The sequence below is a fragment of the Variovorax sp. 54 genome (assembly GCF_002754375.1).
Taxonomy (GTDB): Bacteria; Pseudomonadota; Gammaproteobacteria; order Burkholderiales; family Burkholderiaceae_C; genus Variovorax.
Map to the genome: position 1 here is coordinate 5468638 of NZ_PEFF01000001.1, position 13802 is coordinate 5482439.

Below are 13802 nucleotides of genomic sequence, written 5' to 3' on the forward strand. Positions count from 1 at the left end.
AGGAGTGTCGCGATGGCCAAACCCGTTCTCACGATCAGCAGCAAGAACTACGGCGCGTGGTCGCTGCGCGGCTGGCTGGTGTGCAGGCTCGCGGGGCTGGACTTCAGCGAGAAGGTCATCCCGCCCGACGATCCGGCCATGAAGGCCGAGATGCTGTTGCTGTCGTCGTCGATGCTGGTGCCCTCGCTGCAGCACGGCGGCATCAAGGTGTGGGACACGCTGGCCATCGGCGAATACCTGAACGAGATCAAGCCCAAGGTCGGCCTGCTGCCTGCCGACGCCGCGGCACGCGCGCACTGCCGCGCCATCTGCGGCGAGATGCACTCGGGCTTCGCCTCGATGCGCGGCGCGCTGCCGATGAACATCAAGGCCCGCTTCAAGAACTTCAAGGTGTGGTCGCGCGCGCAGGGCGACATCGACCGCATCGTCGCCATCTGGCGCGAGTGCCTCAAGGCCTACGGCGGCCCCTTCCTGTTCGGCAAGCAGCCCGGCATGGCCGACGCGATGTACGCGCCCGTGGTCACGCGCTTCCTGAGCTACGACGTGGCGCTCGACAGCACCTGCGCCGCCTACTGCAAGCGCGTGATGGAGCTGCCCGCCATGAAGGAATGGGTGGCCGCCGCGCTGCAGGAGCCCGACGAGATCGACGAGCTCGACGCCGAGTTCTGACGCTTGTTCAGGGGCTCGCGGGCGGCAGGCCGAGGCCTTCTTGTCGCAGCCGGCGCTCGATGCTCTGCGCCGCCTGCTGCAGGTCGCCCAGGTGCGCCGTCACGATCTCGCGCTCGCTCTTCACCGTCGGCAGCCACGCGCAGCTGAGGCACCCCACCACCTGCTCGCCCAGCCGCACCGGCACCGACACCGCACCGAAGCGGTCGGGCGAATCGAGGCTGGTGGACGTGGGGTCGCGCGCCGCGTAGCCCTGGTCGCGTGCGTGCGCCACCATGCGGCGGATGCTGTCGGGGCGCCTCGCGCCGCGGTCGAAATCGTTCGGTGAGCGCGCCAGTGCGGCGAGGATTTCTCGCCGCTCCTCTTCGGGGCAGAACGCAAGGTAGCAACGCCCGAGCGACGACAACAGCATCGGCGGGCGAAAGCCCAGCGCGCGGTAGTTCACGGCGAGGCCGTTGCGCGGCCGGTCGGTGTCGAGGATCAGCATGGCCGTGCCGTCGCGCACGCCGAGGTCGATCGGCCACGGCACCAGCCGCTGCAGCGTGGCACGCGGTGATGCGGCCAACGCTGTGAGGCGCGTGCGCCACGCCGCTGCGGCGCCTGACTGGCCGGTGGCCGAAGTGGGCACGTAGCGTTTTTCCAGCTCGTTGCGCTCCACCCAGCCGGCCTGCTGCAGCGTCTTCAGGATGCGCAGCAGCGTGGCCTTTGACATGCCGGTCTGCCGGTGCAGCTCCTGCAGCGTGACGGCCGACGAACGCTGGATCGCCAGCATCACGTCGAGCCCGCGGCGCAGTGCGTCGATCGACTTCACGCTCTGCGCGCCGGTGGTGTCTGACATGCCGCCTCCGAAGAAAAAAGGTTCACTGAGTGAAACTATATCTTCTGGCAGCGCGGCGGCATTCCTACAGTCCGATGACACCCAACGTCGTCCCACCGAGAAGGAAAACAACATCATGTTTCACCAACGAAACGCGCTCCTTGCCGCTGCAGGAGCCATTCTTTTGCTGTGTGTCGCCACGGCGTCCCTGGCGCAGTCGTGGCCGACGAAGCCGATCACCATCGTCGTCGCCTACCCGGCCGGCGGCGACACCGACGCCATCGCGCGTGCCTACGCCGAGAAGCTCGCGCAGCGCGTCGGGCAGCCGGTGCTCGTCGACAACCGCCCCGGCGCGAGCGGCATGATCGGCAACGCCTGGGTCGCGAAGGCACCGGCCGACGGCTACACGCTGCTCTTCACGCCCAGCACCTTCCCCATCGCGCAGCACGTGCTGAAGGCCGGCCCCGGCGTGGCGCACGACGTGGTGAAAGACTTCACCCCCATCGTGAAGACCGGCAACATCCCGGTGCTGATGGTCACGGCGCCCACGAGCGGCATCCAGAACGTGGCGCAGCTCGTGGCCGGCGCCAAGGCCGGCAAGGCCTTCACCTACGGCACGCCGGGCACGGGCTCGCCGATGCACATCGCGGGCGAGCTCTTCAACAAGGACGCAGGCATTGCCATCGCGCATGCGCCGTACCGCGGCGTGGCGCCGGTGGTCAACGACACGTTGGGCGGCCACGTGAGCGTGGGCTGGATCACGCCCGGCGCGGTGGCGGCCCACATTGCCGCCGGCAAGCTGGTGCCGCTGGCCGTGGCCGAGCGCCAGCGCACGAAGCTCATGCCCCACGTGCCCACCTTCCTGGAGCTGGGCTACCGCGACATGGACGTGAGCGCCTGGATGGGCCTGCTCGGGCCGAAGGCCCTGCCGGCCGAGGTCGTGCAGACGCTCAACCGCCACTTCAACGAGATCCTGAAGATGCCCGACGTGCAGGCCCGCATGGCCGCGCTGGGCATCGAGCCCGTGGGCGGCGCACCGGCCGTGCTGGCACAGCAGATCAGCGACGACGACCAGCGCTTCGGCAAGCTGGTGCGCGAGTTCGGCATCCGCGCCGATTGACGACAAGCAGACAGACAAGGAGACGATGCATGTTGAGCGAAGAAAAGAACCGCCTGCTGACCGAAGTGGGTCCGGGCAAGCCCATGGGCGACTACCTGCGCCGCTACTGGCACCCGATCGCCGGTGCCAGCGAGTTCGACGACAAGGCCGTGAAGCCGCTGCGCATCCTCGGCGAAGACCTGGTGCTCTACAAGGACCTGAGCGGCAACTACGGCCTCGTCGATCGGCGCTGCCCGCACCGCAACGCCGACATGTCGTACGGCTACGTGGAGAAATGCGGCCTGCGCTGCAGCTACCACGGCTGGCAGTACGACACGAGCGGCCAGTGCATCCACCAGCCCTTTGAAGAAACGCTGGACCCCGACGCGCGCATGCGCAAGAACACGAAGATCAAGGCCTACCCTGTGCAGGAAAAGGCCGGCCTGCTGTGGGCCTACATGGGCCCGCAGCCCGCGCCGCTGCTGCCCGACTGGGAACTCTTCAACTGCAGGAACGGTTTCGCGCAGGCCGTGTTCGCCGAGATTCCCTGCAACTGGTTCCAGTGCCAGGAAAACTCCATCGACCCCGTGCACTTCGAGTGGACGCACAACAACTGGACCACGCGCCTGCAGGGCGACGAAGGCCCCTACGTGCCCACGCACCTGAAGCTGGCCTTCGAAGAGTTCGAGCACGGCTTTGTCTACAAGCGCCTGCGCGGCGGCGAGCGCGAAGACAACGTGATGTGGACCACGGGCCGCGTCACGCTGTGGCCCAACGGGTTCTTTCTCGGGCACCACTTCGAATGGCGCGTGCCCATCGACGACCACCACACGCTGAGCGTGCTGTGGGTGCTCAGCCGCGTGCCCACCGAGCAGGAGCCGTATGTGCAGGAACGCATTCCCTCGTGGTACGGCCCCATCAAAGATTCGATCACGGGCCGCTGGATCACCAGCCATGTCGCCAACCAGGACTTCGTCGTGTGGGTGGGGCAGGGCACCGTGACCGACCGCACGCGCGAGAAGCTGGGCCAGAGCGACAAGGGCATCGTGATGATGCGCCGGCGTTTTTTTGAAGAGCTCGAGTCGATGCAGTCCGACCCGTCGCACGAGCCCAAGGGCCTGATCCGCGACCCCGAGAAGAACCACGACGTGTGCCTGCCGTCGGCCTGCCGCGACGAGATGCTGCACGGCCTGCCGCGCGAGGAACTGGCGGCGCATCCGCTGCTGGGGCCGTACCTGAAGGACTTCTTCGGGCAGGCCGGGCAGCCTGACGATGTGCGTGCGGCCTACGAGAAGGCCATCGGCCAGAAGGTCGAGGGCGCGAGTTTCTTCAAGGTACACGGGGGCGCGTCGGACGCCGAGGTGGAAACGCAAGAAGCTGCGTAACGCACGCTGTGATCCGGGTCTTTGCGCCGGGGCTCGCGGTGTTGCGCACAGCGTGTGAACATCCCTTGTCGGGAGCACACGCCGTGAAGTTTCGTGATCGCGCACAGGCCGGCCGCCAGCTCGCTGCGTTGCTGCAGCGGCGCGGCGGTTTTCCGGACGCCGTGGTGCTGGCGCTGCCGCGCGGCGGCGTGCCGGTGGCCTTCGAGGTGGCGTGCGCGCTGCGCTTGCCGCTCGACGTGCTGGTGGTCCGCAAGCTCGGCCTGCCTGAACAACCCGAGTACGCCTTCGGCGCGCTCGCGGGCGATGGCGTGCCCGAGATCGACGCGCACCTGGTGCGCACGCTGGACCTGCGGCCGTCGGAGATCGACGCCGTGGTCCGCGCCGAACGCGCCGAGCTGGCGCGCCGCACGCAGGTCTACCGAGGTGCTCGCCCGGCGTGCGATGTGCAAGGCCGCACGGTGCTCGTGATCGACGACGGGCTTGCCACCGGCGCCACGATGCGCGCGGCCGTTCGCGGGCTGCGGCGGCAGGGCGCCGGCACCATCGTCGCCGCCGTGCCTGTGGGCTCGCCCGAGGCCTGCGAGGTCTTGCAGCGCGAAGCCGACGATGTGCTGTGCGTGCGCTGTCCCACGGTGTTTCGGGCGGTCGGCGCCTGGTACGGCGACTTCTCGCAGACGACGGATGAAGAGGTGTGCGCGCTGCTGGCGCAAGCGCGCAGCGAAGCGCTCTAGCGCCGGAACATCCGCAGGTCGAGCGCGCTTTCTTCGCCCAGCCACATCGCATGCGTCGTGTGGTCCGCGAAGTCGTCGCCGGTCACGCCGTGCACGAAGATGTCGAGGCCGTTGCGGTTGGCGTCGAGCCAGCCGATGACCTCGTCGAACTCGGCGGCGTCGAAGGCCAACTGACAGCTCCAGTGCGGGTGCGGGCCGACGAGGCGTTCGTGCACGCGGCCCACCACCACCATCAGCTCGTGGCCCGCCCGCTCGCAGAGGGCGCGCGCCTGCGCCACCGTATCGGGTGCGAAGTAGATGTGGGCGTGGTACTGGGCGTAGAGGTTTTCGGGGCGGCGCGGCATGGTGGGCTCATTGTGAACCGAGGCGGAAGCGGCCGCTGTAGCGAAACACGTCGCCGAACCAGCGGTGGCGCAGCAGCATCTTCATGGTGAAGTGGTCGGGGTCGGACGGGTCGGGCCGTTCCTCGACATAGGCGGTGCCGAGAAAGAGGCCCAGCGGCAGCGGAATGCGCAGCCCCGCGATGCGCCAGATGTAGCCCCTGTCGCGGAACACCACCGCGCCGTCTTCCGCGCTCACCGCCAGGCGCATGCCGATGCCGAAGCGCACGTATTCGATCACCTCGCTACCTTGCCTCGCGTCGTGTTCCATGTGCGAACGGAAATGGAAGGGCGGCCTGCCCGGGAAGTGGAAGACGCGGTCCCAGTAGAGGCGGGCGTTGTCGGGGTGGCAGCGGTAGTGCACCTCGATCGGCACGTGGGTACCCTGGTGCGGCACCAGCGCGCCGAACAGCCGGCCGAAGGGCATCAGCAACGCGGCCCACGGGGCGTGCCAGACCTCGCTCATGGCGCCGCGCACGCACACGTAGTCGTCGGAGAACGGCGCCATCGTGTAGTGGCGGCGGATGACGTCGCCGAGCTGGTTCCATGCGGGGCCGAGCGCCTGCTGGAAGACGGGGGGCGCGCTCATCCTGCCACCGCCACGGTGGCTTCACTGCGCGCCTTGTAGAAGCGCAGGATGTTCTCGGAAGCGTCGCCAAGCAGGAACTGCATGACCGGGTCCGCATACCAGTTGAAGCGCGTGCTCAGCCGCCACGACACCGCGACGCGCAGCTCGGTGCCACCGTCGCGCGGGGTCAGCGTGTAGGTGGCGTCGCGCAGGTCGAAGTACTGGCCGCCGATCATCACGTGGTCGTCGAGCGCGCCGGCAGGGAAGGACTCGGGCGTGAAGCGGAAGCGCCACTTCAGCAGGCGGTTGGGTTGCCACTCGGTGACGACCTCTTCGAAGTGCACGTTCTTCTGCCACCGCACCTGGCGCACGCGGCCCGCGGGCGTGTCGACGGTCACGCCCGACACCGGCATCGGCACGCCGGCGCGGTAGGCCCACGCGTCGCCGACTTCGCTGGGGCGGATGTCGCGCGCGGCGTTGAGTTCGTGCCACACGCGTTCGGCCGGCGCGGCAATGAAGAGCGTGCGCGAGGTGTTCGAGAACTGGTCCGGGTTGGGCCATTGCGGCTCGATGCCGCCGAGCAGCAGCGGCACCAGGGCGAAGCTGTACAGCGCGGGCTTGGGCCAGTTGGTGATCCGGCACACGATGCCCATGGCCAGCCCGCCGACGCTGCCCATCACCGCGAACAGCGGCACGATGAAGGCGGCGCAGATGATGCCCTCGATGAACACCATCAGCGTGCCGCCGACGAACAGCGCGGTGGCCACCCACGGCGCCCAGAGGTAGTAGCCCCAGCTGCGCCGCTCGATGCGCTCGGCCATGTACACCGTGACCGCGCCGCACGCCGCGGGCGCGAGATAGACGAAGGAGCCCAGCATGGCCGAGAAGGGCTCGCCGGGCCCGCCGCCGAAGACGATGCGCAGCACGAACGCGATCGCCGCGCCGGCGAACATGGGCCAGAACCAGCCGAAGGGCATGCCGCGCACGGGCTTCTTGGCCGGCACTTCGTCGTTAGGGGCCAGATCGGCGAGCTTGCTTTCTTCGGGATCGGTGCGCATGGAAACCTCTTCTCCTTTTCTTGTGGGGGCTCAGTCGGCGCGGCGTCGGGCCGTCACCATGGCGTAGTCGAAGTCGCGCCAGAACATGCCCAGCGCGAGCGCGCAGTAGCTGGCCACGATGTGCTTGCGGCGCCAGGGGCTGAGCTTGCCGCGCGCCTTCCAGAGTTCGGCCAGCGTGAAGCGCGTGGCCAGCACCGGGATGTGCAGCGCGCTGGGCGCCACGCGCCAGCGCAGCGACGTCACTTCGATGTCGTCGAAGCCCTGCGCGCGCAGCTCGGCCGTGAAGTCTTCGCGCACGGCCAGCGTGGGCACGGCCCAGCTGTCGGCCCACAGGCGGTGCAGCCAGCCCGCGAGGCGGCCGGGCTCGCGGCGCAGCAGGAAGCCGTCGACCACCACCAGCCGCGCGCCGGGCTTGAGCAGCCGCGCAGCCTCGCGCACGAAGTCGGCCTTGGCGGTGCCCTCGGCGTAGCAGGCGCTTTCGAGCGCCCAGGCGCCATCGGCCTGGGCGGCGGGCAGGCCGGTGCGGGTGTAGTCGGCTTCGACGTGCGCGACGCGGTCGGCCACGCCGGCCCGCGCGTCGAGCCGCGCGGCGATGCCGTTCTGCACCGGCACGTTGGTCACGGTGACCGCATGCAGCGCAGGGTCGTCACCGACCAGCGTGCGCGAGGTGGCGCCAGCGCCGCAGCCGAGGTCGAGCACGCAGCGCGGGCCGGTGGTCGCCGTGTCGAGCTGCAGCGCGCGCCCGACGGTGCGGTTCATCTCGATCAGCATGCCTTCGCGCCGCAGCGGGTTCAGGCCCAGGCGCCAGAAGCCGAAGTGCATGTTGTAGCTGGGGCTCCAGGCGCGGTAGTCGTCGGCGACCTCGGTGAAATAGTCCTGCGTGTCCTCGCGGCTCACCTGGCCCTCGACCGCAGGCGGCGTGGGCCGCGCGGTGCCGGGCAGGCGGAAGTCGGGCTGGAAGACGTCGGGCATCGAAACTCCTTCAGGCGATGTGAGTTTTTTCAGAGCTTGCAATGGTCGTCGGCGCAGGTGGCTGGCGCGATCGCACCGTGCCCCGCGAGCCGCAGCACCAGCCAGCGCGGCAGCCGGTAGCGGTTGCGGGCCAGCACCGCGTAGGCGCGGTTGGCCAGTCGGCCGATCACCGGCAGGTCGAGCACCGCGCCGCCCGCCGGCAGGCCCACCGCGGCGCGGCAGGCGCGGATGGCGTCGACGCCCACGCGCAGTTGGCTAGCGGCATCGACCGCGTGCAGCGAACGCATCAGCGCCTCGCGCGGTGCCGGGCCGTCCGCGAAACCGGCGGGTGAGCAGTCGACCAGGCGCAGCCGGCCGGCGCTGTCGCGCGCCTGCATGGCGCCCATTTCGGCCGTGCACAGCGGGCAGGTGGCGTCGAAATAGACGGTGAGCGGGTAGATGGCGGGGGCGAAGCGGGTCATGGCGTTCTTGGTTCTCGATATTTCAGTCAAAACAGAAATAAGAAGGCAAAAAAAGGACGCGGCCTTTCTCAGATCATCGGCAGGCTGGCGTGGTGCGCGTCGGGGTCGTCGCCCTTGTCTGCGGGAGGTGGCGGCGTGGTGTCGCCGCGCACGAACTTCTGCACGCTGGCGCCGAGCGTGAGCACCTTGTCGAGCGTGCCGGGCGACAGCCGCAGCATTTCGTCGGCCCAGGTGGCGAGCTTGTCCATGAGTTCCATGGTGGAACGGATGCGGTCTTGCGCGTCGGCCGGCTCCTTCTGGAAGTCGGGGCTGGACACCAGTTCGCGCAGCACGCGCACGGTGGGGTCGAACTCGCGTTCCTTGCGCTCGCGCACGACGGTGCGGAACAGCTCCCACACGTCGACGCTGGTCTCGAAGTAGTCGCGCCGATCGCCCAGCGTGTGGGTGACGCGCACGAGGTTCCAGGCCTGCAGTTCCTTCAGGCTGTTGCTGATGTTGGAGCGGGCGACACCGAGCGTGTCGCACAGCTCTTCGGCGTGCATCGGCTTGCCGTGCGCGAACAGCAGGGCGTGGATCTGCGAGACCGTGCGGTTCACGCCCCACATGGAGCCCATCTCGCCCCAGTGCAGGACGAACTTGCGTTGAATGTCGGTGAGTTCCATGGCGCCGAGTTTAGGATTTCCTAAATTTCTGTCAAGACAGAAACAAAAAATTCTGCAGCACCGGGTCAAAAGTGAAATACTGTATGAATAAACAGTTATTCACCTTGTTTCCTGTTTCCTTCCAAGGACCCGCCATGCCCGCCGCCCAGGTTCCCATCCACATCATCAAGGGTCGTGGCGCGGCCACGCGGCTCGCGCACCGGTTCTCCAAAGACGAACGCAACGCCTTCGACGACGGCTGGGGCACGCTGGAAGAAGGCGAGGCCGAAGCCGCCGAACTGCTGCCGCTGGCCACCGAGGTGCGCTTCGAAGACGTGAAGTCGGTGCTCAGCAGCAACGAGTCGCCCGACATTCCGTTCGACCGTTCGCTCAACCCGTACCGCGGCTGCGAGCACGGCTGCATCTACTGCTTTGCGCGGCCCACGCACAGCTACCTGAACCTCTCGCCCGGCCTCGACTTCGAGACCAAGCTCATCGCCAAGCGCAACCTCGTCGAGGTGCTGCGCGCCGAACTCGGCCGCAAGAGCTACCGCCCCAGCAACCTCGCCATCGGCACCGCCACCGACTGCTACCAGCCCATCGAGCGCGAGCTGCGGCTCACGCGCGGCGTGATCGAGCTGCTGAGCGAGGTGCGGCATCCGTTCGCGCTCATCACCAAGTCGAGCGCCGTGGAGCGCGACCTCGACCTGATCGCGCCGATGGCGGCCGACCGGCTCGCGGCCGTGTACGTCACGATCACCACGCTCGACGGCGAACTGGCGCGCAAGCTCGAGCCGCGCGCCGCGGCGCCGCACCGGCGGCTGCGCACCATCCGCACCCTGGCCGACGCCGGCGTGCCGGTGGGCGTGAGCGTGGCGCCGCAGATTCCGTTCATCACCGAAGACATGGAGCAGGTGCTCGAGGCCGCCTGGGAGGCCGGCGCGCGCAGCGCCTTCTACACCGTGGTGCGTCTGCCGTGGGAGGTGGCGCCGCTGTTCAAGGAATGGCTCGAGCTGCACTACCCGCAGCGCGCCGAGCGCGTGATGGCGCGCATCCATGAGATGCGCGGCGGCAAGGACTACGACGCCGACTTCGCCACGCGCATGAAGGGCTCGGGCCTGTGGGCCGACCTGATCCACCAGCGCTTCCAGAAGGCGACGAACCGGCTGGGCTTCAACCGCGAGCGGATTGCGCTGGACACCAGCGCGTTCCGGCCGCCTGGCGCTGCGGGGCAGGGCAGCCTGTTCTAGGTCCTGTACCTAGTTCTTGCGCAGGAACTCGCCCACCAGCTGCGTGGTGGCCTGCGGGTTCTCTTCCATGATCCAGTGGCCCGAGCCGGGCACGATGCCTTCGGTCACGTCGCTGGCGGCGAAGCGCATGACCACCGCCATCGTCGGGCCGAACGACTTTTCTCCGCCCACCGCCAGCACCGGCATCTCCAGCTTGCCCTGCGCCAGGAAGGCCTTGTTGTCGATGGCGTCCTGGTCGAAGGCCGCGAACTGCGAGAAGCCCGCATGCATGTTGCCGGGCCGCGCGTACAGGCGCGCGTAGTGCCGGCGCGCGGCTTCGCTGAAGCGGGCCGGCGTGGCCGAGAACTCGTTCCAGAAGCGATCGAGGTAGATGCGCTCGCGCCCGGCCACCAGCCGCTCCATGTCGGGGCCGCCGAAGCGGAAGTGCCACAGCAGCGGGTTCTTCAGAATCTCTTCCCAGGGGCCCACGCCCGGCACCGGCGCGTCGATGAGCACGAAGCGCGTCACGCGGTCGCGGTGCTGCGCCGCAAAAGCGTAGCCGACCATGTTGCCGATGTCGTGCGTCACCAGCTGGGTCTTCGTGATGCCGAGCTTGTCGAGCAGCTGCGCCACGTCCTGCCCCTGGGCCTTCTTGTCGAAGCCCGTGGTGGCGCGTGCCGACAGGCCCATGCCGCGCAGGTCGGGCACCACCACCGTGTGGTCGCGCGCGAGCACGTTGGCCATGGGGGCCCACATGTCGCCGGTTTCGCCGTAGCCGTGCAGCAGCGTGACGGCGGGGCCGGTGCCGCCCACGCGCACATGCAGCGTGGTGCCGTTGACGGCGATCTCGCGGGTCTTGAAGGCGGGAGAGAAGGCCGGCATGCCGCCGGTCTGTGCGAGGGCGGAGGTCGCGAGAAACGCGACCGCCAGGAATCCGAGCATCCGTTTGAACATCGTCGCGTCCTTCGAAAAAGAGGCAGCGTCCGTACGACGCGGGGGAGGGCGGCGCGATGCTACGGGCTTTTGGCCAGGCCGGCCATCCCCTGAAAACGGCAACCTGCGGCTACATCGCTCGCGCTGTCCGCACGGCCCGCCTCGCACCAGTCGCCGCCCAGCGCCTTCACCAGGAACACCGACGTCAAGAGCCGCTGCCCCTGCAACTGCGCGGCCTGCCGCTCCACCGTCAGCAGCGACTGCTGCGCGGTGATCACGTCCAGGTAGGTCGAGGCGCCGCCCTCGTAGCGGCTGGTCGCCATGTCGAGCACGCGCCTCGCCGCGGTCACGGCTGACTGCGCCTGCGTGGTCGCGCTGTCGAGTGCCGACAGGCCGGTGATGCCGTCTTCCACTTCCTGCATCGCCGTGAGCACGGTGCGGCGGTAGCTGCCCACGGTGGCGTCGTAGCCCGCCTTGGCAAAGTCGACATTGGCGCGGATGCGCCCGCCGTCGAACAGCACCTGCGTGGCCGACACGCCCACCGACCACAGCAGGCTGGGGCCGTTGAACAGCGATTCGATCAGGCGGCTGTCCACGCCCACGGTCGGCGAGATGAGGAAGCTCGGATAGAAGGCCGCGGTGGCCACGCCGATCTGTGCGTTGGCCGCGGCCATGGCGCGTTCGGCCGAAGCCACGTCGGGCCGGCGCTGCAGGATGTCCGAGGGCACGCCCAGCGGCACCGCCGGCGGCCTGATCTCGCGCAGGTCGACCGGCAGCGCGAAGCTCGGCGCGGGCGTGCCGGTGAGCGTGGCCAGTGCGTGCTCGTACTGCGCACGCTGCTTCTTCAGCACGTCGACCTGCGTGCGCGTGGTTTCGAGCAGCGCCTGCTGCTGCGCCACATCGAGGCCCGACACCGCGCCCAGGTCGTGGCGCGCCGTGACCAGTTCCAGCGCGCGGCGCTGCAGGCCGATGGAGCGCGACAGCACGTCGAGCTCGATGTCGGTCGAGCGCAGGTTGAAGTAGTTGTTGGCCACGTCGGCGCCCAGCAGCAGCCGCGTGGTCGCCAGGTCGGCGGCCGACTGTTCGGCGGAGGCGCTGGCGCCTTCGACGCTGCGCTGCACGCGGCCCGCCAGGTCGAGTTCGTAGCTCGCGTTCAGCGACACGGCGAAGTCGTTCTGTACCGTCGTCGAGTTGGCGACGCTGTAGTTGGTGAGCGGCCGGTTGGCGGAAATCTTCAGGCGCGAGGCGCGCGTGCCCAGACCCAGCTGCGGGTACTGGCTGGCCGAACTGGCCGCCAGCGTGGCGCGCGCCTGCGCCAGCCGCGCCTGGGCAATGGCCAATGTCGGGCTGCCGGCCAGCGCTTGTGCCTGCAGCGTGTCGAGCGTGGCGTCGTTGAAGCGCTTCCACCACGGGCCCTTGTCGGCGGCATCGGCGGGCGTGGCGGGGCGCCAGGGTTCCTCGAGCTTCCAGCTGACGGGCAGCGGCGTGTCGGGCGTCTGGTAGTCGGGGCCGACGGCGCAGCCCGCGGCCAGCAGAAGGACGACGGCGGCGACCGTGGTGGTCGCAAGCGGCGCGCGCAGTCTCACGCCGGGTCCTTCTTCGGTGCGGCGGCCTTGGCATCGGCGGGCGGCGCCTCGGGCGCCACCGCCACCACATCGCCTTCGGCCAGCGAGTCCGACGGGTTCAGCACCATGCGGTCGGTGCCTTCGAGCCCGTCGATCACCTCGACGTTCTCGCCGTAGTTGCGCCCCAGCGTCACGGCGCGCAGATGGATGCGGCCCTGCGCATCGACCACCGCGATGCGCGTGCCTTCGGCGCGGAACAGCAGCGCGTTCGACGGCACGGTGAGCGTGCGGCTGGCGGCCAGCGGCAGCGACACCTGCACGTAGGCGCCGGGCAGCAGCGCGCCGTCCTTGTTGGGCAGCGACACCTCGACCTGCATCATCCGCGTGGTCGTGTCGATGGCGCCCGCCGTGCGCGCCACTTCGCCCTTGAAGGTCTGGCCGCGCAGCTCGGCCTGCGTGACGACCACGGGCTGGCCCGCCTTCACGAGCTGGGCATAGGCCTGCGGCACGTTGATGTACACGCGCAGCGGGTCGGTCTGCGCCAGCATGAACAGCGCACGCCCGGCGCCGCCGCCCGAACCCGCATCGATGAGGTCGCCCGTGTCGACGTTGCGCCGCGTGATCACGCCCGCGAACGGCGCCACCACGCGCTTGAAGCCTTCGGTCTGCTTCAGGCGCTGCACGTTGGCATCGGCCGCCGCCACGTTCGACGTGGCCTGTGCCACGGCGCTGCGGCGTTCGTCCAGGTCCTGTTGCGACACCACGTCTTTCTTGCGCAGCGCTTCCCAGCGCTCGGCGGTGCTTTGCGCCAGCGCCAGGCCCGAGGCAGCCTGCGCGCGCGCGGCCACGGCCTGCGACAGCTGCTGGTCGATCTCGGGCGTCTCGATCTCGGCAAGCAGCTCGCCCTTCTCGACGCGGCTGCCGATGTCCTTGGTCCAGCGCTTGAGGTAGCCGCTGGCGCGCGCGGCAATGGGCGACTGCACGAAGCCCTGCAGCGTGCCGGGCAGCGACAGCGTCTGGCCGGCCGTGGGCGTGCGGGGCAGGGCGGTCTGCACGTACTGCTTCGCGCGCTCGGCCGTGCCGGCTTCGAGCGCCCGCGCATTGGCCATGCGCACGAACACCGTGCGCGCCGCGCCCAGCGCCAACAGCACCAGGACGATCAGCACCAGCCAGCGCGTGCGCCGCACGATCTGCCGGCGGCGCAGCAATTCGCCGTCGCCTTCTTCAGCCGCGATGGGGTGGATGGCCAATGCCGAGTGGCGTTGCTCCGTCATGACCAGCTCGGCGCCGGGCCGCT

15 protein-coding genes are annotated in these 13802 nt (G+C 69.2%); 5 read left to right on the plus strand and 10 right to left on the minus strand.

All coding sequences use genetic code 11. From position 1 onward, the window contains the following. Window positions 1-12: 12 nt before the first annotated feature. The gene (locus tag CLU95_RS24975) at window positions 13-669 is read left to right on the plus strand and encodes a glutathione S-transferase family protein (RefSeq protein WP_099796080.1); all 657 of its coding nucleotides are present in this window, start codon (window positions 13-15) and stop codon (window positions 667-669) included. A 7-nt stretch (window positions 670-676) separates the two neighbouring features. Here the strand turns inward: CLU95_RS24975 and CLU95_RS24980 are convergent, their stop codons facing one another. After that, window positions 677-1504, minus strand: coding sequence for a helix-turn-helix domain-containing protein (locus CLU95_RS24980; protein ID WP_099796081.1), 828 nt, complete (start codon window positions 1502-1504; stop codon window positions 677-679). 115 nt (window positions 1505-1619) lie between these two features. Here CLU95_RS24980 and CLU95_RS24985 point away from each other — a divergent pair, with 115 nt between their 5' ends. The 3 genes from CLU95_RS24985 (at window position 1620) to CLU95_RS24995 (ending at window position 4698) form a co-directional block, all read left to right on the plus strand. Then, on the plus strand, window positions 1620-2603 hold the full coding sequence (locus CLU95_RS24985; protein WP_099796082.1) for a Bug family tripartite tricarboxylate transporter substrate binding protein: 984 nt from the start codon (window positions 1620-1622) through the stop codon (window positions 2601-2603). A gap of 29 nt (window positions 2604-2632) precedes the next feature. Further along, complete coding sequence (locus CLU95_RS24990) at window positions 2633-3967, plus strand: aromatic ring-hydroxylating dioxygenase subunit alpha (protein WP_099796083.1); 1335 nt, start codon at window positions 2633-2635, stop codon at window positions 3965-3967. A gap of 83 nt (window positions 3968-4050) precedes the next feature. Beyond that, complete coding sequence (locus tag CLU95_RS24995) at window positions 4051-4698, plus strand: phosphoribosyltransferase (protein ID WP_099796084.1); 648 nt, start codon at window positions 4051-4053, stop codon at window positions 4696-4698. Here the strand turns inward: CLU95_RS24995 and CLU95_RS25000 are convergent. The 6 genes from CLU95_RS25000 to CLU95_RS25025 form a co-directional block, all read right to left on the minus strand. Next, entirely contained in the window at window positions 4695-5042 is a 348-nt protein-coding gene (locus CLU95_RS25000; RefSeq protein ID WP_099796085.1) for a DOPA 4,5-dioxygenase family protein, read from the minus strand. The two genes, CLU95_RS24995 and CLU95_RS25000, sit on opposite strands and share 4 nt — an antisense overlap. A gap of 7 nt (window positions 5043-5049) precedes the next feature. Beyond that, window positions 5050-5667, minus strand: a complete 618-nt coding sequence (locus CLU95_RS25005) for a DUF4166 domain-containing protein (RefSeq protein WP_099796086.1) — start codon at window positions 5665-5667, stop codon at window positions 5050-5052. Further along, complete coding sequence (locus CLU95_RS25010; protein ID WP_099796087.1) at window positions 5664-6704, minus strand: polyketide cyclase; 1041 nt, start codon at window positions 6702-6704, stop codon at window positions 5664-5666. The genes CLU95_RS25005 and CLU95_RS25010 overlap by 4 nt, the downstream gene beginning before the upstream one ends. 30 nt (window positions 6705-6734) lie before the next feature. Next, on the minus strand, window positions 6735-7676 hold the full coding sequence (locus CLU95_RS25015; protein WP_099796088.1) for an SAM-dependent methyltransferase: 942 nt from the start codon (window positions 7674-7676) through the stop codon (window positions 6735-6737). 29 nt (window positions 7677-7705) lie between these two features. Next, window positions 7706-8137: a thiol-disulfide oxidoreductase DCC family protein gene (locus CLU95_RS25020; protein WP_099796089.1), complete on the minus strand. Its 432-nt coding sequence runs from the start codon at window positions 8135-8137 to the stop codon at window positions 7706-7708. A gap of 68 nt (window positions 8138-8205) precedes the next feature. Beyond that, window positions 8206-8799 carry a GbsR/MarR family transcriptional regulator gene (locus tag CLU95_RS25025; RefSeq protein ID WP_099796090.1) on the minus strand — a complete coding sequence of 198 codons (594 nt, stop codon included), beginning with the start codon at window positions 8797-8799 and terminating at the stop codon, window positions 8206-8208. A 134-nt stretch (window positions 8800-8933) separates the two neighbouring features. Here CLU95_RS25025 and CLU95_RS25030 point away from each other — a divergent pair, with 134 nt between their 5' ends. Next, complete coding sequence (locus CLU95_RS25030) at window positions 8934-10028, plus strand: PA0069 family radical SAM protein (protein WP_099796091.1); 1095 nt, start codon at window positions 8934-8936, stop codon at window positions 10026-10028. Between the two features lie 9 nt (window positions 10029-10037). Here CLU95_RS25030 and CLU95_RS25035 read toward each other — a convergent pair whose 3' ends face one another. From CLU95_RS25035 to CLU95_RS25045, 3 genes are read right to left on the minus strand one after another with little or no spacing between them, the layout of a single operon-like run. Then, window positions 10038-10961 (minus strand): alpha/beta fold hydrolase, encoded by a 924-nt coding sequence (locus CLU95_RS25035; protein WP_099796092.1) that lies wholly within the window; start codon window positions 10959-10961, stop codon window positions 10038-10040. A 59-nt stretch (window positions 10962-11020) separates the two neighbouring features. Next, window positions 11021-12526, minus strand: coding sequence for an efflux transporter outer membrane subunit (locus CLU95_RS25040; protein ID WP_099796093.1), 1506 nt, complete (start codon window positions 12524-12526; stop codon window positions 11021-11023). Beyond that, a complete protein-coding gene (locus CLU95_RS25045; RefSeq protein ID WP_099796094.1) occupies window positions 12523-13779 on the minus strand; it encodes an efflux RND transporter periplasmic adaptor subunit in 1257 nt (418 codons plus the stop codon). Before CLU95_RS25045 ends, CLU95_RS25040 begins: the two co-directional genes overlap by 4 nt. Window positions 13780-13802: the final 23 nt, after the last annotated feature.

Bases quoted from the DNA above. Each gene is read 5' to 3' on its own strand.
- CLU95_RS24975 (WP_099796080.1), top strand. From the start codon at position 13: ATGGCCAAACCCGTTCTCACGATCAGCAGCAAGAACTACGGCGCGTGG.
- CLU95_RS24980 (WP_099796081.1), bottom strand. From the start codon at position 1,504: ATGTCAGACACCACCGGCGCGCAGAGCGTGAAGTCGATCGACGCACTG.
- CLU95_RS24985 (WP_099796082.1), top strand. From the start codon at position 1,620: ATGTTTCACCAACGAAACGCGCTCCTTGCCGCTGCAGGAGCCATTCTT.
- CLU95_RS24990 (WP_099796083.1), top strand. From the start codon at position 2,633: ATGTTGAGCGAAGAAAAGAACCGCCTGCTGACCGAAGTGGGTCCGGGC.
- CLU95_RS25000 (WP_099796085.1), bottom strand. From the start codon at position 5,042: ATGCCGCGCCGCCCCGAAAACCTCTACGCCCAGTACCACGCCCACATC.
- CLU95_RS25005 (WP_099796086.1), bottom strand. From the start codon at position 5,667: ATGAGCGCGCCCCCCGTCTTCCAGCAGGCGCTCGGCCCCGCATGGAAC.
- CLU95_RS25010 (WP_099796087.1), bottom strand. From the start codon at position 6,704: ATGCGCACCGATCCCGAAGAAAGCAAGCTCGCCGATCTGGCCCCTAAC.
- CLU95_RS25015 (WP_099796088.1), bottom strand. From the start codon at position 7,676: ATGCCCGACGTCTTCCAGCCCGACTTCCGCCTGCCCGGCACCGCGCGG.
- CLU95_RS25020 (WP_099796089.1), bottom strand. From the start codon at position 8,137: ATGACCCGCTTCGCCCCCGCCATCTACCCGCTCACCGTCTATTTCGAC.
- CLU95_RS25025 (WP_099796090.1), bottom strand. From the start codon at position 8,799: ATGGAACTCACCGACATTCAACGCAAGTTCGTCCTGCACTGGGGCGAG.
- CLU95_RS25030 (WP_099796091.1), top strand. From the start codon at position 8,934: ATGCCCGCCGCCCAGGTTCCCATCCACATCATCAAGGGTCGTGGCGCG.
- CLU95_RS25035 (WP_099796092.1), bottom strand. From the start codon at position 10,961: ATGTTCAAACGGATGCTCGGATTCCTGGCGGTCGCGTTTCTCGCGACC.
- CLU95_RS25045 (WP_099796094.1), bottom strand. From the start codon at position 13,779: ATGACGGAGCAACGCCACTCGGCATTGGCCATCCACCCCATCGCGGCT.